Annotated in this window: 23 protein-coding genes; 6 read left to right on the top strand and 17 right to left on the bottom strand. The window is 62.7% G+C overall.

Features of this window, described 5'->3' with window-relative positions; translation table 11 throughout:
* The first annotated feature begins 4 nt into the window (after positions 1-4).
* From argJ to C6570_RS17535, 3 genes are read left to right on the top strand one after another with little or no spacing between them, the layout of a single operon-like run.
* The gene (argJ, locus tag C6570_RS17545; protein ID WP_106704365.1) at positions 5-1,234 is read left to right on the top strand and encodes a bifunctional glutamate N-acetyltransferase/amino-acid acetyltransferase ArgJ; all 1,230 of its coding nucleotides are present in this window, start codon (positions 5-7) and stop codon (positions 1,232-1,234) included.
* Positions 1,235-1,288: 54 nt separating this feature from the next.
* Entirely contained in the window at positions 1,289-2,167 is an 879-nt protein-coding gene (locus C6570_RS17540) for an ATP-binding protein (protein WP_106704364.1), read from the top strand.
* Positions 2,168-2,179: 12 nt separating this feature from the next.
* The gene (locus C6570_RS17535) at positions 2,180-2,659 is read left to right on the top strand and encodes an NUDIX domain-containing protein (RefSeq protein WP_106704363.1); all 480 of its coding nucleotides are present in this window, start codon (positions 2,180-2,182) and stop codon (positions 2,657-2,659) included.
* Between the two features lie 98 nt (positions 2,660-2,757).
* On the opposite strand, the gene C6570_RS17530 is transcribed toward C6570_RS17535, so the two are convergent.
* From C6570_RS17530 to pilB, 6 genes are read right to left on the bottom strand one after another with little or no spacing between them, the layout of a single operon-like run.
* Positions 2,758-2,997: a DNA gyrase inhibitor YacG gene (locus C6570_RS17530; protein ID WP_106704362.1), complete on the bottom strand. Its 240-nt coding sequence runs from the start codon at positions 2,995-2,997 to the stop codon at positions 2,758-2,760.
* Positions 2,994-3,749: a cell division protein ZapD gene (zapD, locus tag C6570_RS17525; RefSeq protein WP_106704361.1), complete on the bottom strand. Its 756-nt coding sequence runs from the start codon at positions 3,747-3,749 to the stop codon at positions 2,994-2,996. Before zapD ends, C6570_RS17530 begins: the two co-directional genes overlap by 4 nt.
* 30 nt (positions 3,750-3,779) lie before the next feature.
* Positions 3,780-4,397 (bottom strand): dephospho-CoA kinase, encoded by a 618-nt coding sequence (gene coaE / locus C6570_RS17520; protein WP_106704360.1) that lies wholly within the window; start codon positions 4,395-4,397, stop codon positions 3,780-3,782.
* A 6-nt stretch (positions 4,398-4,403) separates the two neighbouring features.
* Entirely contained in the window at positions 4,404-5,246 is an 843-nt protein-coding gene (locus C6570_RS17515) for a prepilin peptidase (RefSeq protein ID WP_106704359.1), read from the bottom strand.
* Positions 5,246-6,469, bottom strand: a complete 1,224-nt coding sequence (locus C6570_RS17510; protein WP_106704358.1) for a type II secretion system F family protein — start codon at positions 6,467-6,469, stop codon at positions 5,246-5,248. Before C6570_RS17510 ends, C6570_RS17515 begins: the two co-directional genes overlap by 1 nt.
* A gap of 35 nt (positions 6,470-6,504) precedes the next feature.
* Entirely contained in the window at positions 6,505-8,244 is a 1,740-nt protein-coding gene (gene pilB, locus C6570_RS17505) for a type IV-A pilus assembly ATPase PilB (protein WP_106704791.1), read from the bottom strand.
* Between the two features lie 193 nt (positions 8,245-8,437).
* Between pilB and C6570_RS17500 the strand changes: the two genes are divergently transcribed.
* Entirely contained in the window at positions 8,438-9,148 is a 711-nt protein-coding gene (locus tag C6570_RS17500; protein ID WP_106704357.1) for a GNAT family N-acetyltransferase, read from the top strand.
* Positions 9,149-9,234: 86 nt separating this feature from the next.
* Here the strand turns inward: C6570_RS17500 and C6570_RS17495 are convergent, their stop codons facing one another.
* From C6570_RS17495 to C6570_RS17460, 9 genes are all read right to left on the bottom strand, one after another.
* Positions 9,235-9,975, bottom strand: a complete 741-nt coding sequence (locus tag C6570_RS17495) for a DUF6683 family protein (protein WP_106704356.1) — start codon at positions 9,973-9,975, stop codon at positions 9,235-9,237.
* A gap of 150 nt (positions 9,976-10,125) precedes the next feature.
* Positions 10,126-10,971 carry a hypothetical protein gene (locus C6570_RS17490; RefSeq protein ID WP_123812296.1) on the bottom strand — a complete coding sequence of 282 codons (846 nt, stop codon included), beginning with the start codon at positions 10,969-10,971 and terminating at the stop codon, positions 10,126-10,128.
* A 350-nt stretch (positions 10,972-11,321) separates the two neighbouring features.
* Positions 11,322-12,026 (bottom strand): response regulator transcription factor, encoded by a 705-nt coding sequence (locus C6570_RS17485; protein ID WP_106704354.1) that lies wholly within the window; start codon positions 12,024-12,026, stop codon positions 11,322-11,324.
* Positions 12,023-13,345: a sensor histidine kinase gene (locus tag C6570_RS17480; protein ID WP_123812295.1), complete on the bottom strand. Its 1,323-nt coding sequence runs from the start codon at positions 13,343-13,345 to the stop codon at positions 12,023-12,025. Before C6570_RS17480 ends, C6570_RS17485 begins: the two co-directional genes overlap by 4 nt.
* Positions 13,346-13,439: 94 nt before the next feature.
* The gene (locus tag C6570_RS17475; protein WP_106704352.1) at positions 13,440-15,341 is read right to left on the bottom strand and encodes a hypothetical protein; all 1,902 of its coding nucleotides are present in this window, start codon (positions 15,339-15,341) and stop codon (positions 13,440-13,442) included.
* A gap of 422 nt (positions 15,342-15,763) precedes the next feature.
* Positions 15,764-16,762 (bottom strand): porin, encoded by a 999-nt coding sequence (locus tag C6570_RS17470; RefSeq protein WP_106704351.1) that lies wholly within the window; start codon positions 16,760-16,762, stop codon positions 15,764-15,766.
* Positions 16,763-17,687: 925 nt separating this feature from the next.
* Positions 17,688-18,686, bottom strand: a complete 999-nt coding sequence (locus C6570_RS17465; RefSeq protein WP_106704350.1) for a porin — start codon at positions 18,684-18,686, stop codon at positions 17,688-17,690.
* Positions 18,687-19,454: 768 nt separating this feature from the next.
* The gene (locus C6570_RS18045) at positions 19,455-19,679 is read right to left on the bottom strand and encodes a hypothetical protein (RefSeq protein WP_123812294.1); all 225 of its coding nucleotides are present in this window, start codon (positions 19,677-19,679) and stop codon (positions 19,455-19,457) included.
* A 132-nt stretch (positions 19,680-19,811) separates the two neighbouring features.
* A complete protein-coding gene (locus C6570_RS17460; protein WP_106704349.1) occupies positions 19,812-20,045 on the bottom strand; it encodes a hypothetical protein in 234 nt (77 codons plus the stop codon).
* A gap of 123 nt (positions 20,046-20,168) precedes the next feature.
* Between C6570_RS17460 and C6570_RS17455 the strand changes: the two genes are divergently transcribed.
* Together C6570_RS17455 and C6570_RS17450 are read left to right on the top strand one after the other, a co-directional pair.
* Positions 20,169-20,723: an RNA 2'-phosphotransferase gene (locus tag C6570_RS17455; protein WP_106704348.1), complete on the top strand. Its 555-nt coding sequence runs from the start codon at positions 20,169-20,171 to the stop codon at positions 20,721-20,723.
* 66 nt (positions 20,724-20,789) lie between these two features.
* Entirely contained in the window at positions 20,790-21,749 is a 960-nt protein-coding gene (locus C6570_RS17450) for an IS5 family transposase (protein WP_106703603.1), read from the top strand.
* 154 nt (positions 21,750-21,903) lie between these two features.
* On the opposite strand, the gene C6570_RS18040 is transcribed toward C6570_RS17450, so the two are convergent.
* Both C6570_RS18040 and C6570_RS17445 read right to left on the bottom strand, forming a co-directional pair.
* Positions 21,904-22,293 carry an SMI1/KNR4 family protein gene (locus tag C6570_RS18040; RefSeq protein ID WP_123812292.1) on the bottom strand — a complete coding sequence of 130 codons (390 nt, stop codon included), beginning with the start codon at positions 22,291-22,293 and terminating at the stop codon, positions 21,904-21,906.
* Between the two features lie 4 nt (positions 22,294-22,297).
* Complete coding sequence (locus C6570_RS17445; protein ID WP_211297617.1) at positions 22,298-25,612, bottom strand: LysM peptidoglycan-binding domain-containing protein; 3,315 nt, start codon at positions 25,610-25,612, stop codon at positions 22,298-22,300.
* Positions 25,613-25,684: the final 72 nt, after the last annotated feature.

Genomic DNA, 25,684 nt, shown 5'->3' with positions numbered 1-25,684 from the left:
AGTCATGCCGGTGAATCTGTCTGCTCCTGACCCCGCCCGTTTGCTGCCCGTGCCGGGCGTTCGCATTGGCGTGGCCGAGGCGGGGGTACGCAAAGCAAACCGCAAGGACCTGACGGTGTTTTTGCTGGACGAAGGCGCCAGCGTGGGCGGCGTTTTCACGCGCAACCGCTTCTGCGCGGCGCCGGTGCAGATTTGCCGCGACCGGCTGGCCGGTGGCGACGCGATTCGCGCCATGGTCATCAACACCGGCAACGCCAACGCGGGCACGGGAGAAGACGGCCTGGCGCGTGCGCAGCAGGTGTGCAGCGCGCTGGCGGGCCTGCTGAAGCTCAACCCCAGCCAAATCCTGCCGTTCTCCACCGGCGTGATCATGGAGCCGCTGCCGGTTGAGCGCATCGAAGCCGGGCTGCCCGCCGCGCTGGCCGATGCCGCGCCCGACCACTGGGCGCGCGCGGCCGAAGGCATCATGACCACCGATACGGTAGCCAAGGCATTCAGCGCCAAGGCCACGGTGGGCGGGGCCGAGGTGACGATCACCGGCATCAGCAAGGGCGCGGGCATGATCCGCCCCAACATGGCCACGATGCTTGGCTTTCTGGCGACCGACGCCTGCGTGGACCCCGCGCTGATGAAGCAGCTGGCGCAAGAGCTGGCCGATGGTTCATTCAACCGCGTCACGATCGATGGCGACACCTCCACCAACGACTCCTTCATCGTCATCGCCACCAACAAGGCGGGCAACGCGCCGGTCACCTCGCTCAGCGCTGACGATGGGCGCGCGCTGAAGGCGGCCATGCTGGACGTGGCCCGCCAACTCGCCCAGGCCATCGTGCGCGACGGCGAGGGCGCCACCAAGTTCATCACCGTGCAGGTCGATGGCGGCCGCACGGCCGAGGAATGCCGCCAGGTGGCCTACGCCATCGCGCATTCGCCGCTGGTCAAGACCGCGTTCTTCGCTAGCGATCCGAACCTGGGCCGCATCCTGGCCGCCGTGGGCTACGCCGGTATCGACGACCTGGACCAGACCACCATCAACCTGTACCTGGACGACGTGCACGTGGCCGTCAACGGTGGGCGCAACCCGGCTTACCGCGAGGAAGACGGCCAGCGCGTGATGAAGCAGGCCGAGATTCTGGTGCGCGTGGACCTGGGCCGCGGCACGGCCAGCGACACAGTCTGGACGTGCGACTTGAGCCATGACTACGTCAGCATCAACGCCGACTACCGTTCCTGATTACTCTGTTTTTAATAGCTGCCCGCGCAGTATCGACGGGCGCCAGAGCCCTAAATGACTGAAGAACTCCTGCGCTTGATGGCGCGCGCCGAGCAGCTGATGGCGCGCATTGAATCGGCCTTGCCGCAACCCCTGCGCGCGCCCGACTGGGCGCAAGCCGTCGCTTGGCGCTACCGCAAGCGCGCATCTGGCCACGGCGTGCTGGAGCCGGTGCGCCACGTTGGCCACATCGCGCTGGGCGATCTGAAAGAGATCGATGCGCAAAAAGACAAGATCGAGCGCAACACGCGCCAGTTTGTCGAAGGGCGGCCCGCCAACAACGTGCTGCTGACCGGCGCGCGCGGCACGGGCAAGTCGTCGCTCATCAAGGCCTGCCTGAACGCCTACGCGCCGCAAGGCCTGCGCCTGATCGAGGTGGACAAGGCCGATTTGACCGACCTGCCCGACATCGTCGACGTGGTGGCCGGCTTGCCGCAGAAGTTCATCGTCTACTGCGACGACCTGAGCTTTGACGAGGGCGAGCCGGGCTACAAGGCGCTCAAGAGCATTCTGGATGGCTCGGTCGCGGCCAACACGCCCAACGTGCTGGTCTACGCCACCAGCAACCGGCGCCACCTGCTGCCCGAGTACATGAAGGACAACCTCAGCTACACCCACACGGACGACGGCGAAGTGCATCCGGGCGAGGTGATCGAGGAAAAGATTTCGCTGTCAGAGCGCTTCGGCCTGTGGGTCAGCTTCTACCCGTTCAGCCAGGACGAATACCTGGCCATCGTCGCGCAATGGCTGAGCGCGCTGGGCGCCGCGCCGGGGCAAATCAATGCGGCCCGGCCTGAGGCGTTGGTCTGGGCGCTGGAGCGCGGCTCTCGTTCGGGCCGCGTCGCCTACCAGTTCGCGCGCGACTTCATGGGCCGCGCCGAAGCCGCTGCCTGATCGGAGGCACGCATGAGCGAACCGCTGCTGACCGCCGATGCGCACCTGCGCCGCGACGACGCCGCGCGCGGCGATGCCCCGCGCAAGGTGGTGGATGTGGCCGTCGGCGTGCTGATCGGCGCGGACGGGCGCTTTCTGCTCACCTCGCGGCCCGAGGGCAAGGTGTACGCAGGCTATTGGGAGTTTCCGGGCGGCAAGCTCGAAGCGGGCGAGAGCGTCGAGGCGGCGCTGGCGCGCGAGTTGAGCGAAGAGCTGGGCATCGCCGTAGACCCGGCCCACGTGCAGCGCTGGCGCGAGCAGATGGTGGACTACCCCCATGCGCTGGTGCGCCTGCATTTTTGTCGCCTCTACCAATGGCAAGGCGAGCTGCAGGCACGCGAAGGCCAAAGCTGGGTGTGGGCGGCGCTGCCAGTGACGGTATCACCGGTTCTGCCCGGCGCACTGCCGGTGCTGCGCTGGCTGGGCGAAGAGCACGTTCCGCCCAGCGCTTGAATCCGTTTGCTATCAAAAAAGAAGCTTGTCGCGCAGGTTCCGTGGGCGCTAGAGCCTGATCTGACTATGAATCTACGCGGGCCGGTGAACGGGCGCGCTTATTGAAGCGGCTCGATCGGCAACGAATCTTCATCGCCGCCGGGCGGCGTTTCCACGCGAAAACTCTCGCTGGCCCACGCGCCCAAGTCGAACATTTTGCAGCGCTCGCTGCAAAAGGGGCGGTAGGCGTTGTCGGCAGCGTAGCGGCTGGGGCCGCCGCAGGCGGGGCAGCGCACGGTGCGGGCGGCTTGTTCGGAGGGTGCGGCGTCAGTTCCGCGGCGTTTTCGGGGGGCTGTCATGCGCACAGCGCCAGCTCAAACGGCGCTTCTTCGCGCGCCGGGTGCAGTTTGCCGTCTGCGCCATGCCGCACCAGGCGCACGGAAACCATAAGCCGATTGCCGCTGATCTCGGGAATCAGTTGAAGCGCTGGATCGATGCGCAGACGCAGCAATTGAAAGCTGCGCCCTTGCGGCAGGATCTGCTGAAACTGCCCGGCGCGCGTCATCACCTTTTGTGGCTGGCCGGCGTCGCGCAGCAACTGCAGCAGCAGCGAAACAGCTTGCGCCATGGGCGCGAGCGAACTGGCCCATTGGTTGAGGTCAGCACGGCGCCGGGCCGGCGGCTCCTGCTGCCAGGCATGGTACGCCGGCAGATCGAATTCGCAGGTGCCGCCTGGAATCACGGCCCGGCTGCGGATGCTCATCAGCCATTCGTTGTCCTGCAACTCGTGACCGGGTTTGCCAAGTTGCGCGTTCAGTCGCGTGAAGGCATCGTCCAGCCGCTCAAGCACCGCATCGAGCGAGGCTTCTGAAATGGCCGGGTTGCCGCGAAACGCCGCGAAGTGCGCCTTCTGGCGATCCAGGTCTTTGAGCACATCCGACTTGATGTCGGCCCGGCTGGTGACGTCCATCACCTCGAAAATCGTGACCAGCGCGTAGTGGTGATCGAGCGCGCCATCCCGCGGCAGCAATTGGGCCAAGCGGCCAATCAGGTGCTCCAGCCGCAAATAGGTGCGAATGCGTTCGTTGAAAGGGTATTCGTACAGGATCACGCGGAAGAGACCTTCCCTGAGACGGCCGCATCATAGCCCGAACCGCTGCGCCCAAGCCCCGAGCTGGGTGCCCAAGAGCGTCAAATCGACGCCCAATCCATTGAACACGACCGTATCTGCGCACGACAGGCGCTGGTCGCGGCTGGCCTGCGCCGCAATGATGGCTTCCACCTGCTCGCGCGGCAAACCATTGCGCCGCATGACGCGAGCGAGCTGGGTTTGCGCATCGCAATCCACCACCATGACCTGATCGACACGGGCGCGCCAGCGGGCGCCGGCCTCGACCAGCAGCGGCACATCGAACACCAGCAGCGGGGCGCCGCTGGCCAGCGCTTGTTGGGCCTGACGGTCGGTCTCCTGCGCGACGAGCGGGTGAATGATGGCTTCAAGCTGGTGACGGGCGTCTGCGTCTTGGTAGACGAGCTCGCGCATGGCGGCCCGGTCCAGCGCCCCGTCGGCGCCGATCAATTCGGATCCAAAGGCCGCCGCAATTGCGGGCAGGGCGCTACCACCTGCTGAGGTGGTCTGACGTGAAATTGCGTCCGCATCGATGACCGTGGCCCGATGCTGCGCGGCCAGAAGTCCTGCGACCGTGCTCTTGCCGCTGCCAATGCCGCCTGTCAGCCCCAACAGGACCGGCGTGGCCATGCCGGGTTAAAGGCCGACGGCGCGCAGGATGCTCTGCGGGCCAAAGACCATGGCGGTGATGCCGGCCATTGCTAGGAAGGGGCCGAATGGGATCTGGCCGCCGTCGCGCAGCGAGCTTCTGAGCTTCATGACAATGCCGACAGCTGCACCGATCACGGACGACATCAGAATGATCGGCACCAGCGCTTGCCAGCCAAACCACGCGCCGAGTGCGGCGAAAAGCTTGAAATCACCGAAACCCATGCCTTCCTTGCCCGTAGCCAGCTTGAAGGCCCAGTACACGAGCCACAGGGACATGTAGCCACCAACAGCGCCCCAGACGGCGTCGCTCAAGGGCACAGGGATCCAGTGCAGGTTGGCGGCGATCAGCCCTGCCCAGAGCAGCGGCAAGGTCAGCACGTCGGGCAGCAAGGTGGTGTCCCAATCGATCAAGGTCATGGCGACCAGCATGGCGGCAAACAGACACCACATACCGCCCGACAGGTTCAGGCCCCAACGCCAAATGCACCACGCGAAAAGCACGCCAGTGGCAAGTTCGATCATCGGATAACGGATGCTGATGGGCGTGCCACAAGCAGAGCATTTTCCGCGGAGTGCGAGGTAGCTCAACACCGGGATGTTTTCGTACCAGCGAATCTGGTGACCGCAAGCCTGACAACGAGACCGCGGCACGAGCAAGTTGAACGGCTCCTGCTCGGGAAGCGGTTGGCCAGAAAGCTCTGCACACCCGGCTGCCCATTCGCGCTCGAGCATTTTGGGCAGCCGATAAATGACGACGTTGAGAAAGCTGCCAATCAACAAGCCAAATAAACCGGCCGTGAGCACCGGAACCCAGAGCTCTGCGTCCATCAAACCACCTGGCCGAGCTTGAAGATGGGTAGGTACATCGAGACGACGATGCCGCCGATTACAGTGCCAAGCACCACGATGATGATCGGCTCCATGAGGCTGGAAAGGCCCGCGACCATTTCATCGACTTCATCCTCATAGAAGTCTGCAGCCTTGCCGAGCATGTGATCCAACGCGCCCGACTCTTCACCGATGGCTGTCATTTGAAGCACCATGCTTGGGAAGATGTTGGCGTTGGTCATGGCAGCGGTCAGACTGGTACCAGTGGCGACTTCCTTTTGTATCTTGTCTGTCGCAATCTTGTAGACGGAATTGCCCGCGGCGCCCCCCACCGAATCCAGAGACTCGACCAACGGGACGCCCGCGGCAAACATGGTGGAAAGCGTGCGCGTCCAGCGCGCCACCACCGACTTTTCGATCAACTCGCCAAAGATGGGCAGCTTGAGGAGCAGGCGGTCCATGAACATTTGTACTTTTTCATCGCGGCGCCAGGCTTGCATGAAAAAATACACGCCACCGAAAATGCCCCCGAAGATAAGCCACCACCATTTGACGAAAAACTCACTCATCGCGATGACTACTAAAGTCGGGGCAGGAAGATCAGCGCCGAAGCTGGTGAACACCTCCTTGAATGCCGGGATCACAAAGATCATGATGACGGCCACCACGACGAACGCGACCACTAAAACTGCAATAGGATACATTAGCGCGGACTTGATCTTGGATTTGATCGCCTCCGTTTTCTCCATATACGTCGCCAGACGATCGAGAAGGCTTTCCAGAATACCTGCCGACTCGCCCGCTTCGACCAAATTGCAATAAAGAGAGTTGAAGTAAAGCGGATATTTGCGAAACGCTGCAGAGAGCGAAGTACCCGTTTCGATGTCGGCTCGAACGTCGTTCAGCAATTTCGTGACGCTGGGGTTCGGGTTGCCGCGTCCTACAATATCGAAAGATTGAAGCAGCGGCACCCCCGCCTTCATCATCGTCGCAAGCTGCCGGGTAAAAATCGCAATGTCTTTCGGCTTGATTTTCTTGCCGGAGCGCATGCGGCGCTTCTTGAGTTTGGTGACAAAAATGCCTTGGCGCCGCAGTGAGGCTTGAACCTGATTCTCACCCGCGGCACGCGTCTCGCCTCGCACAACCTTGCCGTTGCGGTCCTTGCCTTCCCACTCAAAAACGAGTTCCTTGACCGTTTTACTGCTTGCGACTCGGGTTGCCATGCTTTTGATCTCTTATAGGGCGCGTCTTCGCGCGGTTATTGGTTGGTGACGGCCAAAACTTCTTCAAGCGAAGTCACGCCAATTTTGACCTTGTGCAGCGCCGATTCGCGCAATGAGCGGACGCCCTCCCTGCGTGCCTGCTCGCCAATCTCCAATGCGCTGCCATCCGCGAGGATGATGCGCTGCATGTCTTCACTGATCGGCATCACCTCATAAATGCCGACGCGTCCTTTATAGCCGTTGTTGCAGGCAGCGCAGCCGACCGGTTTGTAAGGCGTCCAGCTTCCATCCAACTCGTTTTCATCAAACCCAGCCTCGATCAAGGCCTCGCGGGGGATGTCCATCGGCGCCTTGCATTGAGGGCAAAGGCGGCGCGCCAGACGCTGTGCCGTAATCAAGATCACGCTGGACGCGATGTTGAACGGCGCGATGCCCATGTTGCGCATGCGCGTGAGCGTGGTCGGGGCGTCGTTCGTGTGCAGCGTCGACAGCACCAAGTGCCCCGTTTGCGCGGCCTTGATCGCGATGTCGGCCGTTTCGAGATCCCGGATCTCGCCGACCATGATGATGTCAGGATCCTGACGCAGGAAAGCCTTGAGAGCGACCGCAAACGTCAGACCGGCCTTCTCGTTGACGTTGACCTGGTTGACGCCCGGCAGGTTGATCTCTGATGGGTCTTCTGCAGTCGCGATGTTCACGCCCGGCTTGTTCAGCAGGTTCAGGCAGGTGTAGAGCGAAACGGTCTTGCCGGAGCCGGTGGGGCCGGTCACCAGGATCATGCCGTAGGGGCGCTCAATCGCCTTGAGCAAGCGCACCTTCTCTTCGGGCTCGTAGCCGAGCGCGTCGATACCGAGCTTGGCACTGCTTGGGTCGAGAATACGAATAACGATCTTTTCACCGAAAAGCGTGGGCAGCGTACTCACGCGAAAATCGATCACGCGGTCTGGGCCGACTTTCAGCTTCATGCGGCCGTCTTGCGGAATCCGCTTCTCGGAAATATCCAGCCGCGACAACACCTTGATGCGCGAGGCAAGCTTCTCTTTGATCAGCACTGGGGGAGAGACGATCTCGCGCAATTCGCCGTCCACGCGAAAGCGCACGCGGTATTGGTGTTCATACGGCTCGAAGTGCAAGTCCGACGCGCGCATGTTGAAGGCGTCGATCAGCATCTTGTGCAGAAACTTGACGACCGGGGCGTCTTCAACATCGTTCGCTGCAGAATCGTCCTCTTCTGCCGGAACCGCAGCGCCCAAGGACGCCTCGTCGAACTCAAAATCCCCGCCGACGATGCTGTCCATCGACTCGGCAGCGGACTTGGTGTGGGCCTCCACCAACTTCGACAGCTTGTCGAACTCGGCGATGACCCATTCGACGCCCATCTGCGTCGAGAACTTGATGCGTTCCGCCGCATCGTGATCAGACGGGTCGGCCGTGGCGACGATCAGCCTGCCGTTGCGTTTGCTGAGCGCCAGCAGGCGGTAGGTCTGCGACAGTTTTGGATCGATCAGGTCCTTGGGCAGGCGCTCAGGATCGAGTGCGTCCGCATCCAGCAGCGGCGCCGAAAAAGCCTGGGCCAGGGTATGGGCCAGATCCGACGCGGCGATCGCGCCCGAGCCGATCAGCTCGGAGATGAAGTTTTTCTGGCCAGCGCGTGCTTTCTTGAATGTGTCTTCGGCGACTTTTTGGGTCAGTTTTCCAGCCAGCACCAGGGCGCGGCCCACGCCAGGCAGCGCGACGGGCGCGGCATCTCGTGAAACAGATTCGGCAGTGGCCATGAAGCAGATGATCCGGAAGGCAAAAACAGCCGTTCGATCATCGCCGATCGGTGAAAAGATGTAAATCTTGCGGGCAGTTGATGTGTGCATCAGTTGACACAACCGTTGCATTTGAGGATCGCTGGCGCAGGCGCCCAATGCAGCGCGCCATGGCCTCGCTGGCGACTGCGGCCTGCCTTAAAGTCTTGCAGTCATGAGCTCCCACGCCGTAGCCCCTCCAGACCCGCCCTGGCGAGCCAGCGATCGGCTGCGGCTGCGCGAGTTCGCGCTCAGCGATGTTTCTGATCTGGCGCGCATGCACCAGGACCCGCGCGTGCGTGCGCAGCTGGTGGACGATCTCGCACTGGACGACCTGGCCACCGCCAGTGGCTTCGTGGCCGGCATGCAGGCGTTCTATCGCCAATACGAGGGGCGCGGCATCTGGTGCGCCGAACGCGCCATACCTGCAGACGCCGACGCCGTGGCCGAAGCGCAGGCCGCCCACGCTGCGGGCGACATCGATGACGGGCTTCTCGCTTACGTGATGGCGCCAACCTGGCGGTTTTGCGGGTGGTTCAGCCTGGTGCACGTGCTGGACGCGCCCGATCAAATTGAAATAGGCGCTCGCTTGGCACCCGAGGCGTGGGGCAACGCGCTGGCGTTGGACGGGGGCGACTGGCTGCTGGCGCGCGCCTTTGCCGACACCGCGCGCACCGAGGTGTACGGCTATTGCGCACCGGAGAATCGCTCAGCCGCCCACTGCCTGCGCGTGCTCGGCTTTGATCGCGTAGGCAATGCGCCTTACAACGGGCACCTGGCGGCGCAGTTTCGCTTGTCGCGCGCGCATTGGGAGGCGTGGCGCCACCTGCCGCGGCGCGACCGCCTGCGTCAGGTGCTGCGCGGCGGGCAGCCAGCCCAGGCTTGACGCCGGCCGCGCCGGCAGCGTGACAACCTCGCCCGCACGCCCGCAAGCGCCAGAGCAGCCCTCACGCACGCTCGGCCCTCGCGCCGTCAGCGAAACCTCAATCCCGACGAGGTGAACTCCACCTCTTCCGGCTCCACATGCAGCACGGCGCGGAACACGCGCGCGCCCTCGGCCTTCAGCTGGGCCGCATCCGCCGCGCTGCCCGATTTCTGCACTTCCTGCTGCATCAGCGACAGCAGCATTCCCAGGCCCACGCTCTGCATGTAAGAGCGCATCCGCTCAGAGCCTGGTTTGAACGCCTCCGGCTTGCCCTGCAGGTAGGTGCGGACCTGTTCCACCGTTGGCTTGATGGCGTTTTCAGGAAATGGCTTGTTGTAGTACGCCGCGTAGCCCCCGGCCAGCAGTGTCACGATGCCCGTGGCCACGTTTTCCTTGGGTACGCCGTAGAGCTTCTCCACGTTGTTGTTGAAGGTCACTACGATCTGCTTGAACAGCGTCTGCGCCTCCTTGCGCTGCGCGGCGGGAACCATCTGCGCCATCTCTTCCAGCGGCTTCGAGTCCAGCACCTCGCCGTTGCGCAGCACCACCAGCTTGCCGGTCCACAGCGGATCGGCCTGCGTCGATGGCTTGCGCGCGGCCGGCGCGGTGCTTCGGGCCCTGGCCCGGCTCGAACTGCTGCTGCCCTCCAAGTCCTTCTTGGCCTGCGACATCGCCCTGTTGTAGGCGTCGTTGCGCAGCCACTGCTCGTTGTAGTCGATCGTAAAGAAGGCGTGCGCCTTCGTGCTGATCAGCAGCAGCGCAATCAATGCGGTCAGAAGCAGTCTCATACCCAATCCTGTGTGTCCTGGAAAAACAGACGCGCGGTGCCGGTTGGCGCCCCGCGCTTGATTGTCGCCCTTGAATCCAAGCGACCCCCCATAGCAAAAAAGCAGGCCTTTCGACCTGCTTTTTGGGCTGTTGTGCCGTGAAACGCGCGCTTACTGCTTACGTGCCATGCCCGACAGCGCTTCGCCGATCGATTTGAGCAGCGTCGAAACCGTCTCGCTGATCAGCTTCATTTCCTGTGCGGCGCCTTGCAGCTCGGTCTGCGCCTTGGTCATCTCGGCCGCCAGCTTTTGCTTGTCGGCCTCGACAGCTTTGGTGCCTTCCTTGTCGTCAGAGCTCACGCTCTTGGACTTTTCGGCCAGCTTGGACTGTTCATCCGCCACGTTGCTGACTTGGGCCGACAGCTTGACCACTTCCTGCGTCTTGGCGCCATACACCTTGCCCATTGCCTCGGCAATCGCGGCGAACCAGCTTTGTGCAGACTTTTTGCCCTTGACCTTGCCGTCGCCCTTGCCTTCGCAGGCTTCCTGGGTGGCCTCGTTGGTGTTTTTGTTCAGCGTCTCGCGAATCTTGTCCAGCAGCTGGTCGGTCAGCTGCTTGATCTCTTTCAGCGAATCGTCCTTGGTCGCGCTGTCCAGCGTTTGCTGGGCTTGCGGGTCCACCGGCTTGTGGCAGTTCTTCACCGCCTCGTCGATCGCCTTGTTCACCGCGTCGCGGATGAATTTGGGCATGCCGTCCTGCTGGTGCAGGGTGTTCATGGCGTCTTTGCCCGAATTGCCGAAGATGTTGCCAATCAGGTTCGACGTGGCGTTCAGGATGTTGGTCGGCGAAAAGCCTTCCATCGCCTTGCCGATGCCTGCGCCAATGCCAGAGTTACCCAGAATGCCGCCGATCAGGTTGCCCAGCAGGCCGCCCATGCCGCCGCCCAAGCCGCCCAACAGGCCAGCGCCGCCGCCACCCACCACAACGCTTGCTACCACGCCAACTGCTGCACCCATTTTTAGCTCCTTTGGTGACCTTCGCAGGTCGAATTGATGACTTCAGGCTCTTCGCCCCGCCGGGAACCGTTCCCTGCCAGGCGACCAAGCAACTCATGAAGACGGAATCACTTGATGGGTGCTATTGAATCGTTGGCGGCGCCGCTTGAACATTCATGGCGTTACCAGCTAGTAATCAACCCAGCTAGTAACGTTACCTATAGGCACGAACGCGGGCGGCCGTTACAAACCCGTGGTTTGCTATTAAATAAATAGCTGCCAGCGCAGGCAGCACCAGCGCCAGAGGCCAATTGGGTTCAGATTGGCGCGGCGGCCGCGCCTCGCCACGGGCCAGCCCGCGCCGCGTGCCGCTATACGTCCACGCGCTGGTGCAGCGCCATGCGCGTCAGGTGCACCACCGAATCGGCCTGCATCTTGGCCATCACGCGGCTGCGGTGCAGCTCCACCGTCTTGGTGCTGATGTCCAGGTCGCGCGCAATTGTCTTGCTGATCTTGCCTTCCACCACGCCCTGCATCACCTGCAGCTCGCGCGGGCTCAGCGCGGCGCGGCGGCGCGCGTACTCGGCGCACGTGGGCGCAGCCGTTTCATCGGGCAGGGCGGCTTCAGCCACCGCCGGCGCGGCGGGGCGCTGGCTGCCCGCCTGAAACGCACGCGCCAGGGCCGATTCCAGGGCGCTGTCCTGAAACGGCTTTTCCAGAAAGGTGACCGCGCCTTTTTCCATCGCCTGCACCGCCAGCGGCACGTCGCCGTGCCCGGTCATGTAGACGATGGGCAGCGACGGCTGGGCGTTGCCCCCCGTCACGCCTGCCTCGATCAGCGCGTCGTGCACCTGCAGCCCCGTCATGGTGGGCATACGCACGTCCAGCAGCAGGCAGGCTTGCCCAATGGCCTGGGCGTCCAGCGCCTTCAGCGCGTCGATGGCCGTCTGCGCGTCTTGGAAGTCCACCACTTCGTAGCCAGCGCCGCTCAGCCACCACTTGGCGGTGGCCCGAAAGTCGTCGTTGTCGTCCAAAAGGTACAGCGTGCGGCTGGCAGGTGTGGCGTTCGCGTTCATGAAACAACAGCTTCCGAATCCATAAAGCGTGGCAGCTGCAGGGCTTCATCGCCCTGCACCAGCGGCAGCGCCACGTGAAAAGTGCAGCCGCGCAGCCCTGGGTTGGGGGTAAACCACAGCCGCCCCTGGTGCAGCTCGATCAGGCTGCGGCAGATGTTCAGGCCAATCCCCATGCCCGTCGGCTTGGTGGAGTAAAACGGCATGAAAAGCTGCGCCGCGCCTTCGTCATCAATGCCGCTGCCGGTATCGGCAATGGCAATCTCGATCTGCGTGCCCGCAGCGTCAATGCGGCTGACGATGTCCAGGCGCCGCTGGCCGGCGGGCGTGTCGCCCATCGCGTCGATGGCGTTGCGCAGCAGGTTCACCAGCACCTGCTGCAGCATCACGCCGTCGCCCGCCACCGCCGTGGCGCCGTCTTGCGCCTCGGGCGCCAGCGCCATCGACAGTTGCACGCCGTGGCGGCCCAGGTCCCAGTCCAGCGTCGTCAGGCTGTTGTGCAGCAGCGCATTCAGGTCTACCCGCTCGCGGCGCGGCTGGCGCGACTGCGTGTAGTCGCGTATGCGCCCGATGATGCGCGCCGCGTACTGCACCTGGTCCAGCGCCAGCTGCACGCCTTGCTCCAGCATGGGCAGCGCGTTGGCCTGCGGTTGCGCCGCCGCCGTGGCAATGCGCGTCTTCAGCCCGCGCAGCACGTTGGTCACCGCGCCCAGCGGCTGGTTCAGCTCGTGCGCCAGGGTGGTGGCCATCTCGCCCACGGCCACGCTGCGCGAGGTGAACAGCAGCCTTTCGCGGTCTTCCAGGTGGCGGCGCGTGGCCCGTTCAAGCGCCGGTGGCCCGCCGCTGTCCAGCAGTCGCAGGCGCAGCGCCAACGCACCGCCCCCTGTCGATTCGGCTGCCGCGCCCAGCGCAGCGCCCGCTTGCCCGGCGCCGCCCGCAGGCAGGAGGCGCAAGGCCGCGTGCAGGTGCGCGGTGGCCGAGCCATCGCGGTCTGCATCCAGTTGCACCTCGCCATCCCAATCGGCGCCCGCCGGCGCGCCGGATGCGCCCAGCGCGGCCACGCCCTCCGCCAGCCCAGCCAGCCGGGCGCACAGCGCCTGCAGCGTGGGCGCTTCGCCTTCCGCCAAGCCCAGCAGGGCGGCCAGGGCCGGGCTGCACCACACCAGTGGCGCCGCAGCGTCGGCAGGCAGCACCGCGGCCAGGTCGTCAAACGCGGCCAGCAGCGCCGCTGCGGCGTCGCCAGCGGGTGCTGCCTGCGCGCGGCGCTGGCGCGGGGCAACTTGACGCGTGCTTGCAGTGCCGCTGGTGCGGGGTAAAGCCATCAAAACATCCATTCACAAACAGCCAAGGGGCCTTGCGCCTGGGCCGCTGCGCCAGCACGGGCGCCGTGCGCCGCCTGCTGCCAAGCCGCCGCCTTCATTGGCCGCCGGCCACGGCGCCTTGCGTGCCCATGCCGTCCAGCGGAACCGGCACGCGCAGCGCCATCATTGTCCACTGCTGGCCCATCAGGCGGCGCAGGCGGCGCGGCTCTGCCACCGTGATGTATTCGCCCACCGCGGGTGCAGCGCCCGCTGGCTCGGCGCCCGCCAGCACCAGGCGCGGCGTGTGCCGGTCTGGCTGCGAAGCCGCTACCTGCCACGTGCCCGCCGCGTCCACCCACTGGCGCAAACGCCACTGCCGCCAACCGACGTCCGCGGGCAGCATGGCCGACCAGCGCGCCGCCAAAGGCCATGCGCGCCCGCGCGTACCTGCCGTGGGTGCGACCGTGCCCGCCTTGGACGTGTCGGCTGCGTCGGGCCAGAGCACGTGCCCGATCAGGCGCTGGTGCGTCTGGTCGGGCGGTGCCAGCACCATCACGCGGCGGCCCAGCGCCAATTCGCGCAGCAGCGCCTGCTGGTCATTGGCCTTCAGCCACAGGTGCAGCGCGCGGTAATGCTCGGCCGCCGCTTCGCGGGCAGCGGCGTCCGCCTCGGGCTGGTCGGCTGGGCCGCTGCGGTCTTCATCGTCGTCACCGGCGTCGCCCAGGGCGTCCCAGAAATCCTCGTCTTCCATCTCGGGCGTTGGCGCCCGGGGGGTGAACTGGTCGATCTTCTCCACCCTGTCGTGCGAACCGCGCTTGCGCAGCTTGGGCGCCATCGCCAGCGTGGTAGCCAACTGCTTGGGCATCACGGCGCCCGCCGCCACTTGCGACCCCGTGGGCGCTTCGCCCTTGGCGGCGCTTTGCGGCATGGCGCCGGCACGCGGGGCCTGGGCGGCTGTCTGCGCGCCCGCCGCCGGGGCTTGGGCAAGCGCCCGCGCGCCCGATGCCGCAGCGCCCGGGCCAGCCGCCACCCCACGCTGCCCCTGCGCGCCCGCAGGTGCCAGCAACTGCAACTGCGCCATCCGGCTGGCGCGCAGCGCCAGTTGCGCCTCTGCCAGCGCAATGGCCGCGCCGCCGGCCGTCATCTGCCCCGCGCCCACGCGGCCCAGCGCCAAGGCCAGCGCGGCCTGCGCCTGCGCCACGGCCTGCGAACTGCCTGCGGCGCCGCGCGCCGCAGCCGCCGTTTGTGCGGCAATGTGTGCAGCAGTTTGCGCCGCCACTTGGGTATTGGCCGCCGCAGCCGGCGCAGGCAGTTGCCCCGCGCGCGCCGCCGTGGTGGGTTGCGCGCCGCTGGGCTGCTGCTGCGGCTGCGCCGTGGCCGGTGGCATGGCCGCCACCGCCGCCTTGGCCCGTGGGTCTGCCATGCCCAGCGCCGCCGCCACGGGCGCAGCCTGCGGCGTGCTGCGCAGGGGCAAGCCTGCCGCCGTCTGCGCGCTGTACGCGGTGGTGGTTGCCGAAGGGGCTGACGCGGCAGCGGGGCTGAACATCGGCTGGCTGACCGTGCCGCGCGGGCCAATCGTGACCGACGTGCCCGCCAGCGCCGTGGCAGGCGCCACCAGCTGATTCATCCCCGGGGGCGCGCCCGCCTGGCCCGCCGCAGCGTTAGGCAAGCCCGCCTGCGGCAACTGGCCCGCAGGGTTGCCTGCGGGCGGCAGCGCATTGGGGGTGGTGCCGTTGGGCGGCAAAGGGTTGGGTGTGGCGCCGGGGCGCGGCAGCGGGTTGTTGACACCGTCAGGGCGAACGCCGTCTGGCCGCCCAGGCACCGCGTTGACTGCATTGGAGCTGTTGTAGGCGCCGGTTGCGGGGTTGAACGTGTTGGTGGCCGCGCCAGACCCCCATGGCGACGCCCCATCGCCGCCCCAAGACAGCCCGCCGCCCGCCCCGCCATGGCCCCCGGCTGAGCCTGCGCCCGTGCCACCTGGTCCGCCGCCCATGCCGCCGACGGCATCCCCGCCCATGCCCCCGGCGCCGTTGGCACCGTGGCCCGCAGCGCCGCCGCCTGCTTCACCGTGGCCGGTTGGCCCTGGTCCGCCCACCCCTGGCCCGCCCTGCGCGTTCTGGCCAGACGCGACCGGTGTGTTCGCTTGGGGCGATCCGTTACCGCTCGGTTGGCCAGTAGGAGGCTTGCTGTTGACCTGTGTGGGGTTTGATGTGTTGGGGGGGGCGGTTGGCGCTTTGTTGTCTGCGGCGGGCAGAGGTCGATCACTGACGCTGGGTTTCGTCGGCGGCTTTTGAGAGTCGGGGCGCGCCAGTGATCCAGGACTCTCGGCGCCGCTGACGCCCGCCAACGAGCCACCTGAAAAAGGGGCAACAGCGCCAATTCCGCTAGCCATACAGCGTCAGGCTCAGTCAGGTAGCCGCAGATAGAGTCACCACATAATCAGAAGTCATGGCGCATGCCGATGCCGTAGTTATTGCCGCTGCTGTAACGCACATAGTTCGCATAAACGAAAGTTCGTTTTGAGAACGCATAACGGCCTTCCACCAGGCCATTCGTTCGTTTCTCGCCCTTGTAGCTTACGCCATGAAGGTCATAGTTTGCTTTTGTATCGCGGGCAACGTTTACAAGCAGGCTGGCTGCGCCGAAATTAGCCTTGGCGCCAACTGAAAAACCACTCAATCGCGAGACGGCGTCAGGTATCAATTGATTTGTCTCATCGTCAAAATAATTTGCGTTTGCCGTGTGATGGTAACCTGCTGCTACCGCAAACATTCCAAACTGATACTGAGCGCCGACTGCATAGTTTGCTTTCGAATTCTTTTGTTTGTTGTATGAGAGTCCGGCGCGCAGCGGACCATTAACAAAGGTTAGACCTAAATCGACCTTGGCGTTGCCACCGTTGTCAGGCTTAAGCACATAGCCCAATTCCGCAGCAAAACCGCCGAAGTCGGGCGTCTTATAACTGATCTGGCTGCTATTTCGCTCTTCTGCGTTGCCAGGCGTGCCGAACGTGTTAATCACGATCGAATTCCGGGCGCCGCCCGTCAAATCCCACGCTGCAAGCGCATTCCGGCTTGGTGTATAGGCGCGGCCCAAGCGCAACGTACCCCAGTTACCCCCAAGCCAGACGTTGGCGGCGCGTTGGTACATCGTTTTGGTCCAATACGCGGAGTTCACATCCGAACTGCCATCGCGTAAATTGATGCTGCTTTCAAACTGAAAGCCCGCCTTAAGGCCGCCGCCCATATCTTCCGTGCCACGAAAACCGATAAAACTATCACTCGTGGTCACTAGCGAGTTAGTCATCATACCCACCTTGCCGCCTTGAAACTTGCCAACGCCCGCATCGGCCGTGCCGTACAAAGTCACCGAAGACTGGGCCATGGCGCTGCCGCTGGCGGCGGCCAGGACGGCGAGGGAAACAAGGGTCTTTTTCATGGCGAAGATTCCTCTGAAATGTGTTTTAAGTGATTGATGTGTAAGCCAAAGTTACTCGCCACGCCGTGGCAGCAACCGACCCTTCGATTGAACCAAACTCCGCCACCAACACCAACCCAAGTGTGACTTATTTGGCGAAATAACGACAAAGCGCCTACCGTCGATTGCCACAAAAGGTGGGCGTGCCGTGGGCCAGACACCTGCCGCGCCAATCGCCCGTGCGCCCCGGCCCCTGGTAAAAGCCACTGCGCTGCCAGTCGCCGCGCGGGCAAAGCCTCTGCCAGAGTGTGACCGCCAACGCCAGACAGCAACAGTCGTAGCGTTACCAGCTGGGAAAGCGTACAGCGTTGCAATACGCCGAATCATCAAAAATGATAGCTGCCGGCGCTTGCTGCACGTGCGCCAGCGCCCTGTTTGGCATTCAATCTACGGGGTGCTGCCTGGCGGCCAGACTGCGCGCGCGCTGTGCGCCAGGGGCGTGCGCGAGCCCACACGTCAAGCGTGGCCATGGCCGCACCGGGTGTATCCGCCGGGTGTCGGGCTTGCCGTTGGCGCGATGGCGGGCGCACTGAGCGTGCGCGCCCTCTGTTGGCCACGCCCGGTGCGTGCAGCGTGGGCGGGTCAGCGCGCCGTGCGCATCCATTCAGCCAAGAGCGGCACCGCCTGATGGCCGCCGCCCGCTTGCACCCGCCAGGGCTGGCGGCCCAGCACGGGCAGGGCCGTGCGACGTGGTGCCGGTGGGCTGGCTGGGGGTCTAGATGGCTTTGCGCAGATGGCGGCCAAGCCGCCGTCGGCACGCTCTTGGCGGCTGGGGTGGCGAAGGTGGCGCACCGAACCGCGCCGTCAGGCGGCGCGGTGCGTGCCTGCACCGCTGCAAGTGCCGAGTTAGCCGCGGCTAGTCACGCGGGCAAGGCCGCAGTGAGCATCAGAAATCGTGACGCATTCCGATGCCGTAGTTATTGCCGCCATCGTAGCGAACGTAGTTTGCATAGACAAACGTGCGTTTTGAGAAGGCATATCGACCTTCGACTACCCCGTCTGTGCGTTTCTTCCCTTTGAAGTGAACTCCATTAACTTCATACTCTGATTTCGTGTCGCGAGCTACGTTGACGAGAAAACTGGCGGCGCCAAAATTCACTTTGCCACCCAACGTGAATCCACGTGCTGTACCAACTGAGCCTTGGATTGGGAGGTGGGTTGAATCATCGTAGTATGTACCCCCCGCCATGCTGTGATAGCCAGCGGCAAGCGCAAACATTCCAAACGAGTATTGAGCGCCGACAGCATAATTTGCTTTGGAGTTCTTTTGCTTGTTGTATGAAATGCCGGCACGCAGTGGCCCATTCACATAGGTCAGCCCTAGGTCCACTTTGGCATTGCCGCCGTTGTCGGGCTTAAGCACATAACCCAATTCCGCAGCAAAGCCGCCGAGATCAGGCGTTTTGTAGCTGATTTGGCTGTTGTTGCGCTCCTCAACGTTGCCGGGGGCGCCATATGCGTTGACTAAAGCTGAATTTCGTCCATAACCAAGCAAGTCCCATGCTGCCAATGCGTTGCGACTCGGCGTATAAGCGCGGCCCAGGCGCACCGTACCCCAGTTGCCCCCGAGCCAGACGTTGGCAGCGCGTTGGTACATGGTCTTGGTCAAATTGCCAGACGCCTGATCGGTGCTGCCATCGCGCAGATTGATGCTGCTTTCAAACTGAAAGCCCGCCTTCAGCCCGCCGCCCATATCTTCCGTGCCACGGAAACCGATGAAACTGTCGCTGGTATTCACAAACGAGTTGGTTTGCATACCCACCTTGCCGCCCTGGAACTTGCCAACGCCCGCATCGGCCGTGCCGTACAAAGTCACCGAAGACTGGGCCATGGCGCTGCCGCTGGCGGCGGCCAGAACGGCGAGGGAAACAAGGGTCTTTTTCATGGCGAAGATTCCTCTGAAATGTGTTTTAAGTGATTGATGTGTAAGCCAAAAGTTACTCGCCAGCAGGCGGCGGTAAGCACCCAGTCGATTGAACCAAACTCTGCTGACAACTCCAACCCGCTCGTGACTTATTTGCCGAAATTACGACAAATCTGCGGTCAGTTTTTGGGGCGCACGGTGCGCGTTTGCCTTGGCCACTGAACTAAATCGCCCAAATGCTCACTTTCTGCTTACAGAGATGGCGATGCGCCCACCCAAAGCGGCAGCCGCGTCAACCCGGGCCGGCGGCAAAGGCCCTTCCAACGCGCGGCCGACCACGCGCAGCGGCGACAGCGCCACGTAGCCAGCGGGCAGGGCGGTCGGTAGTTGGTTCAAAATTGATAGCTGCCGGCGCTTGCTGCGCGGGCGCCAGAGCCTTATTTGGCATTCAATATAGTGGGTGCTGCCTGGCGGCCAGACTGCGTTACGCAGCGTGTCAGACACGTGCGCGTGCGCACACGCCAAGCGTGGCCTTGGCCGCACCGGGCGTATCCGCCGTGTGTTGGGCTTGCCTTTGGCGCGATGGAGAGGGCGCACTGAGCGTGCGCGGCTTCCGTTGGCCGCGCCGGGGTGCATGCGGTGTTGGCCGTTCACCGTGCCTTGTGCATCCTCCGATTTTTCTCACCCATGCAGTGCATGGGCGGATTCAATTCAGATGTACCGATGGGTAATAATTTGAGCCCAATCCCAGTTTTTTCGAATGGGTATTTATTTTGGTCGCCTGATCACTTACATCTGCGGAATTAATTCTGCACTCCCGTTGTTCAGGCTGACCCAGACCCTTATGTCTGGCGGATCAACTGCCGCAACATCAGGATCGAGTGTGTCCGGTGCTTGAAATACAACCTCAACACGTTGGGGTTCGCGTTGCCCAATGTGTCCAGGAGGAAGATATTCTACTCCCTGCGAGGAAAGATAATCTTTTGCAAAATCAATGCAATTAAAATCATTCATTTTATTTTTCTGTTATTAATCCGATGGCGTAATTTCGAGATAACTCTCTTTCGGCATCATTTGGCCTTGACTATAAACGATTATTTTAAAGTCGATTAAACACCGTCTCCTCTCGCCCAAGTCTGCCCATCTCTACGAATGCTTGTGCGCCTCGCCTATCGCTCGCTGGTAGTTGTCGCTGCGCCCGCTACTCGCCACATCGGCCGTGTACCTGTCCAGCGTGCTGACTGAGCCAGACAGGTCGGCCGCGTCACTCAGGTGCGGCGCCCGCGTGTGGTAAACCTTGAGATCAAGCCGCTGGTCATCAATCCTTAGCGTGTCGCCCGCGTTGGCGTACAGCCAACACTGAATATCGGCCAAATCCATGCGTCGCATAGAATGGATCTACATCTTTCTTGGGTATATTGATATCGTTTCGGGCGTCAAGGCGGCGATCTCACGCGGATCAAGCCACCCCGTCCGTCGAATAGGTGTACTAAAGGCAATGCAATGAAAAAACAACTTACTGAAACCAGCAAATTCCTCAGCTATGTGCTGCGCCACAACCCAGGCGAAATTGGCTTGACGCTGAGCAGCGAAGGCTGGGCTGATCTGAGCGAATTGATTCTGGCCGCCAGGAAAGCGGGTCACGATCTTGACGTGGAGCTGATTCGTGCCGTGATCGACGGCAGTGAAAAGAAGCGCTTCGCAATTTCTGAAGACGGGCGTCTCATTCGCGCCTTGCAAGGGCATTCGACCGATGCGGTAGATATCCGCCACCAGCCCAAAACGCCGCCGGAATTTCTGTACCACGGTACCGCCACGCGATTCCTGGGTTCAATTCTCGCCGAAGGACTGCTGCCAGGGCAGCGCCATCATACGCATTTGGCGGGGGACATTCCAACAGCCTTTGCAGTTGGCCAGCGCTACGGCAAACCAGTCGTGCTGAAAGTAGAGGCACTGAGAATGCACCAAGACGGCTTTGTCTTCTTTCAAGCGGAAAACGGCGTATGGCTTACCGAGAAAGTCCCGGCTTCGTATTTTTCGCCAATGCCTCAAGCCTAGGGAAGGTCTGCGTAAATCGAGCCTCGATGTGCTGATCGGCGCGGGAGCGCGAAGACAATTGACGCCATGAAGCAAGCGGACCTGGGCCTGAACCTGACGACCAAGCGCACACGCAAGCGCGAGTTCCTCGCAGAAATGGAACGTGTGGTGCCGTGGGCGGCCTTGGTTACCCTGATCACGCCCTATGCGCCTGAAGGCAAGCGCGGTCGTCCACCGTTTGCCGTGGAGACGATGCTGCGCATCCATTTCATGCAACAGTGGTTCACGCTGAGCGATCCGGCGATGGAAGAGTCGCTGCACGACGTGCCTTTGTTCCGCGAGTTCGCAGGCTTGAACTGGGACACACCGGTGCCCGACGAGACCACGATCCTTCGATTCCGCCGGCTGTTGGAGGAACACAAGCTCAGCGCCCAGATCCTGGCGCTGGTCAACGAGCTGCTGGGAGCCAAAGGCCTGATGCTGCGCGCCGGCACGGTGGTGGACGCCACGTTGATCGCCGCGCCCAGCTCGACCAAGAACGCCTCGGGCGAGCGCGACCCGCAGATGAAGCAGAGCAAGAAAGGCAACCAGTGGTACTTTGGCATGAAGGCCCACATCGGTGTGGATGCCGAATCGGGCCTGGTGCACACGGTGCGCGCAACGGCTGGCAGCGTGAACGATGTGGTCGAGGCCAACACGCTGCTGCATGGAGAAGAAACCGAGGCCTGGGGTGACGCAGGCTACCAAGGAGCGGACAAGCGCCCTGATGCCAAAGCCGGCGTGCGCTGGAACATCGCCATGCGTCCAGGCAAACGCCGCGAACTGGACAAGACCAAGCTCGTCGACGATCTGACCGACCAACTCGAACGCCTGAAGGCCAGCATCCGGGCCAAGGTCGAGCACCCGTTCCGGGTGATCAAGCGCCAGTTCGGGCACGTGAAGGTGCGTTACCGCGGGCTGGCCAAGAACACCGCGCAGTTGCATACGCTGTTCGCTCTGTCCAACCTGTGGATGATGCGGCGAACGTTGATGGGAGCGCAGGCATGAGTGCGTCTGCAAACAGCCGAACGCCCAGGAACTGGGTCGAAAACGGCATCGCCCCGCGCGCTGTCGAAGCTGAGAAAACGAGTTGGCTTGGCGGCTCCGCGTCAGCACATCTCAAAGCGCATTGCGCAGACGTTCCCTAGAGGAATTCGTTGGTTTAATAAAGGTTGTTTTTACGCAAGAACTCTCGCAGATTGGTTGAATATTCGGTGGCAAAGTTTAGCCAGGCATCAAAATTCTGAAATGAATAATTTCGATTTGACCCGTCCAGAATCAACATAAGAACGGCTGGGTTGCCTGATAAGTCGTCGCCATCGAAACAGGCAATGTCATCCAAATCGCCATCCACCTTGGAAAAGGGTATCAGATTTCTGCCGTCGTGATGACGGCATTCATATGCCAGTTTGCCAAATTCCGAGGTGCTGTCTATAAACCACCAGGGATATATGTCTGGAGGTTTACTCAACTCAGCCATGGATATCAGTGACTGCGGATAAAGAAAGCCAGGTGGTAACATGGGCGGTGGATAGAGTTGAATTTTGGTCATTGGACTATCTGCCATTCCAAACATTAGGGTCGTAAAGTGATCCGGTCGGAAATCTTTGGGACCAGTTGGGCACTTGGCCATTTCTCGATGTGCTGTTCTGCCACGGATCGTTTATCCTAAGTTGGGCTGCCTCGCCCCACGTTCCGGGAGTGATACCTTGAACAGAAAGTCCTGCCCTCCGGGAGGTGTCCCGAATGGGATCGTCAAAGCCTCGAATGTTGGCGTGTATCCGTATGCCTGCTTGTCTAGCCGCTAGAATTCTAGTGTTGTCGATACTGGTTAGTGTGCCATTCGGCATGCGCACAACATCTACCGGCCTTCCAACCCAGCCACTAGCGCCCATTCCTTCAGTCAGAGTGCTAAAACTATAATCGACGCCGGGTCTTCTTGCGGAAATCCAACTTTGTGAAAAACCCACTCGAGTTGGATCAAGCGACCGCAATCCCAGGCCTGCAGTACTATTGGTCAGGCCCCCCGCGGCAATCGCCTCTTCAACGTCGATACTACGAAATGCAGAGCGATAGTTCGCTCCAGTGTCGCTGGCAACGCGGCCAGCTCTGCCCATTGGTGTAGATGCATTTGAGCCTCCAAATGCTCCAGATGTAACCCCGAGGCCCAGCATTTCAGGGCTGTTCAATGTTTCGCCAGGCGCGATCAATCCTCGACTTGCTCCCGCCACGTGCAGACTCAACGCCGCACTTTGCAGCCATAGTTGCTGTTCGTTGGAGTTTGTATCGCGCATCGCCGTACGGACGTCTTCCATTCCGGCCAATAAGTGTTCTCTCGTCAGTTGAGGACTGTAGGCCAGCTCGTTGGCGCGATCTACGACTTCCCTGACGCTGGTTCTGCCAGCAGTTCCACCGCTTTGGTGCCAAGTCGGCTTGTAGCCATCCCCCATTTCATTCGCGTACCCATTGCTACGACCGCCATAGGCCATGTAGCGGTCGTACGCTTCTTGCTGGCTCATCCCCGAAGCGCCCGGGCGTTGCGCTGCTTGCTGCGCGGCAGCGCGGCGAGCTTGCTCAGCCTGCAATTGCGCACGTACGTCCAATCCCCGGCTGTTGTTGGCCACGATCTGCCCGCCGGTTTGATTGAGTCGACTCAACGCATCAACCTCGAACCCATCCAGCGACGGAGTGTTGAGTGTCTGCCCTGGCTGAATGATGGGGCTACCCCATCGGTTGGTGGTGATGCCCGGATTGGCGGCCATCATGGCGGTCAGGCCAGCGCGCCAGTTCTCGCCGTACTGTTGGCGCGCCAGGCGTTCGAGCGTGTCGCCTTTGCCGACAGTTATGTTGGGCGCACCGGTGGATATGGATGACGGGTCGTCGCCTTGCGCGGACGTGCCATGGTTTGATGCTGCTGGTAAGGCCCCGCTGTCGGGGGAAGCAGCCTCATCCACCTGGTCGGCTGGGCGGTGCGACGCTGCCGCGTCTTGCATCAGCCCTCCCAAGAAGTCCCTGGCGAATCCGGCGGAAGGATCGTTGGTTCCGACGACGCGCAGTGCGCTGCCGGCGGCGCGGCTGAGCAGGCGCAACGCGCTGGACTCTGTCGCGCTCAATCCTTTCATGTCGGCTATTTCGGCGTCGATTTTTGCTGTCACTTCACCGGCTAGCCCGCTCATCAGGCCACTGGCGAAACCATCTTTGAATTTGCCGCCGGACACGGCTTGGATAGCGCCTTGCACGGTAGCGCGCCCGGTGTACGCCATCAGACGCCCGCCGAATGATTTGCCGGCAGGATCCAGATATTCACCGACACCCGGGAGTTTCGACAAACCAGCGGTTACGCCGCCAGCCACAGCGGACTGTAGAAGCTGACCGAAGTTGATTTTCCCGTTGGCAGCCAGTTGTAGTGCAGCATTGCTGACAGCACCGGTCGCCGCGCCCAGTGCGACCGTGCCCGATGTGCCGCCGCCGGCAGCACCTGCAATACCAGCTGCCACGGTGCTGCCTGCGCCAAAAGTCATGGCGGTGACAGCGGCCGCAAAAATATACGGCATTGCCTTATCCAAGGCGTCGGGCTTGAGGTTGTCTATGTCGGTTGTGAAGCCATGGACGGGGTCAAACCAGAGCGCCTCGTTGTTGATCAGCTTGGTGATCCGATTGGGGTCGAGATGGAAATCCCGGCGTTCTAGGCCCGACGGTACCCAACCATCCTTGGCCAGCAACGCGCCGGACGTCACGCCCTCGGCTTGTTCCGCGCGGCGGCCCAGTCGCACAGTCACCCCGGACATCTGCCAGCTGTCGGCACCACCGACCTCGGTGTCGGGCGCAGGAACGAGCCGGATAGGGTCGCCACCGTGCACGTTGGCTAGCCCGCGTTGGGCAGGGCTGTCGCCCGCCGCGTAACTCTTGGCGAACGCGCCTGGGTCAAACACCCATTTGGCCGGGTCGCCCTCAATCCCGCCGCTGGCCTTATAGACCCAGCCGTCCTTGCCGCTTTCAGGCGTTGCCTCGTCTTTGCGCAGCGTTGAAGGAGCGACGGTGGCGGGCGGGGTTTGCTTGGCCCGATCCATTTCCTTGAAGAACTCTCCTTCGACGGCTCTCTGGGCGTTCTGGAGTTGATACAGCCGACCGCCCAGGTCTGATCCATAGCGAGCTTCGATGCCTTGGCCTACGGTGGTCCATGTGGGCAGAGGTTCGAGTGCGCCGCCGAAATGGGTGATGAGCTCTTTGTTGGCGGGCTCAGCCAGAAACAGTTCAAGCGCTGCGATCTCCGTTGGGTCTGCGCTGGGACTGGTTTGGGAAACGGGATGCGCGGGCGCAATGCCAGCTGCAGCGCTTGTCTGTGCAGTTGCTACTGGAGGTGATGCCGCTTGGTTTTCCGGTGCGCCCGGTGTTTCTGGCGCACCTCGACGTTGCGAGAAAGGCCGCTCAGCTGGGCCTGTGACGCGTAGCGGAGTGCCATCTTTACCAGGCGGAAGCCGTATGGGGTCTTTCGCCCTGAGCGGATGGCCGTCCTTGCCAGGTGGCAAGGGAGGCTCTGCGCCTTGGCGGGGTAGCGCGTCGCGGTCGTTCGGATCCTGCTGACCAGACGGAAGATCTTGTCCGCTAGAGAAGTTGCGCTCGCCGTCCCGGCGCGGCGGCAGGCCGTAGACCGCATCCATCGCCTGACGCATGTGGGGTGGAATGGGCAGCGCGCTCAAGGCGCCACTGCTCATCAGCAACGCGCCGTTGTTTGCGCCAACCTCGCTCGCATGGACGGATGCCGCGGCAGCCAGACCGACATTCGCCAGGCTGGCAGAGGGGGACTGGGCAAAGTCAGCGTTGCCCCACGGCGTCGAAGGCGCGGGGTGCGACTCTTGGCGCATGAACATGCGGTCCGCGATGGACGGAACAGCTTGCGCCGCGACCGATGCGGCCGCAGCACCTATCACTGGCGAATCGAC

This window comes from Ottowia oryzae (genome assembly GCF_003008535.1).
In the GTDB taxonomy this organism is placed as follows: domain Bacteria; phylum Pseudomonadota; class Gammaproteobacteria; order Burkholderiales; family Burkholderiaceae_C; genus Ottowia; species Ottowia oryzae.
This window is presented reverse-complemented; position numbering and strand designations above follow the sequence as displayed.

Coding starts and splice junctions, on each gene's coding strand:
- argJ (WP_106704365.1), top strand. CDS start 5: ATGCCGGTGAATCTGTCTGCTCCTGACCCCGCCCGTTTGCTGCCCGTG.
- C6570_RS17540 (WP_106704364.1), top strand. CDS start 1,289: ATGACTGAAGAACTCCTGCGCTTGATGGCGCGCGCCGAGCAGCTGATG.
- C6570_RS17535 (WP_106704363.1), top strand. CDS start 2,180: ATGAGCGAACCGCTGCTGACCGCCGATGCGCACCTGCGCCGCGACGAC.
- C6570_RS17530 (WP_106704362.1), bottom strand. CDS start 2,997: ATGACAGCCCCCCGAAAACGCCGCGGAACTGACGCCGCACCCTCCGAA.
- coaE (WP_106704360.1), bottom strand. CDS start 4,397: ATGGCCACGCCGGTCCTGTTGGGGCTGACAGGCGGCATTGGCAGCGGC.
- C6570_RS17515 (WP_106704359.1), bottom strand. CDS start 5,246: ATGGACGCAGAGCTCTGGGTTCCGGTGCTCACGGCCGGTTTATTTGGC.
- C6570_RS17510 (WP_106704358.1), bottom strand. CDS start 6,469: ATGGCAACCCGAGTCGCAAGCAGTAAAACGGTCAAGGAACTCGTTTTT.
- pilB (WP_106704791.1), bottom strand. CDS start 8,244: ATGGCCACTGCCGAATCTGTTTCACGAGATGCCGCGCCCGTCGCGCTG.
- C6570_RS17500 (WP_106704357.1), top strand. CDS start 8,438: ATGAGCTCCCACGCCGTAGCCCCTCCAGACCCGCCCTGGCGAGCCAGC.
- C6570_RS17495 (WP_106704356.1), bottom strand. CDS start 9,975: ATGAGACTGCTTCTGACCGCATTGATTGCGCTGCTGCTGATCAGCACG.
- C6570_RS17490 (WP_123812296.1), bottom strand. CDS start 10,971: ATGGGTGCAGCAGTTGGCGTGGTAGCAAGCGTTGTGGTGGGTGGCGGC.
- C6570_RS17485 (WP_106704354.1), bottom strand. CDS start 12,026: ATGAACGCGAACGCCACACCTGCCAGCCGCACGCTGTACCTTTTGGAC.
- C6570_RS17480 (WP_123812295.1), bottom strand. CDS start 13,345: ATGGCTTTACCCCGCACCAGCGGCACTGCAAGCACGCGTCAAGTTGCC.
- C6570_RS17475 (WP_106704352.1), bottom strand. CDS start 15,341: ATGGGCGGGGATGCCGTCGGCGGCATGGGCGGCGGACCAGGTGGCACG.
- C6570_RS17470 (WP_106704351.1), bottom strand. CDS start 16,762: ATGAAAAAGACCCTTGTTTCCCTCGCCGTCCTGGCCGCCGCCAGCGGC.
- C6570_RS17465 (WP_106704350.1), bottom strand. CDS start 18,686: ATGAAAAAGACCCTTGTTTCCCTCGCCGTTCTGGCCGCCGCCAGCGGC.
- C6570_RS18045 (WP_123812294.1), bottom strand. CDS start 19,679: ATGAATGATTTTAATTGCATTGATTTTGCAAAAGATTATCTTTCCTCG.
- C6570_RS17460 (WP_106704349.1), bottom strand. CDS start 20,045: ATGGATTTGGCCGATATTCAGTGTTGGCTGTACGCCAACGCGGGCGAC.
- C6570_RS17455 (WP_106704348.1), top strand. CDS start 20,169: ATGAAAAAACAACTTACTGAAACCAGCAAATTCCTCAGCTATGTGCTG.
- C6570_RS17450 (WP_106703603.1), top strand. CDS start 20,790: ATGAAGCAAGCGGACCTGGGCCTGAACCTGACGACCAAGCGCACACGC.
- C6570_RS18040 (WP_123812292.1), bottom strand. CDS start 22,293: ATGACCAAAATTCAACTCTATCCACCGCCCATGTTACCACCTGGCTTT.
- C6570_RS17445 (WP_211297617.1), bottom strand. CDS start 25,612: ATGTTCATGCGCCAAGAGTCGCACCCCGCGCCTTCGACGCCGTGGGGC.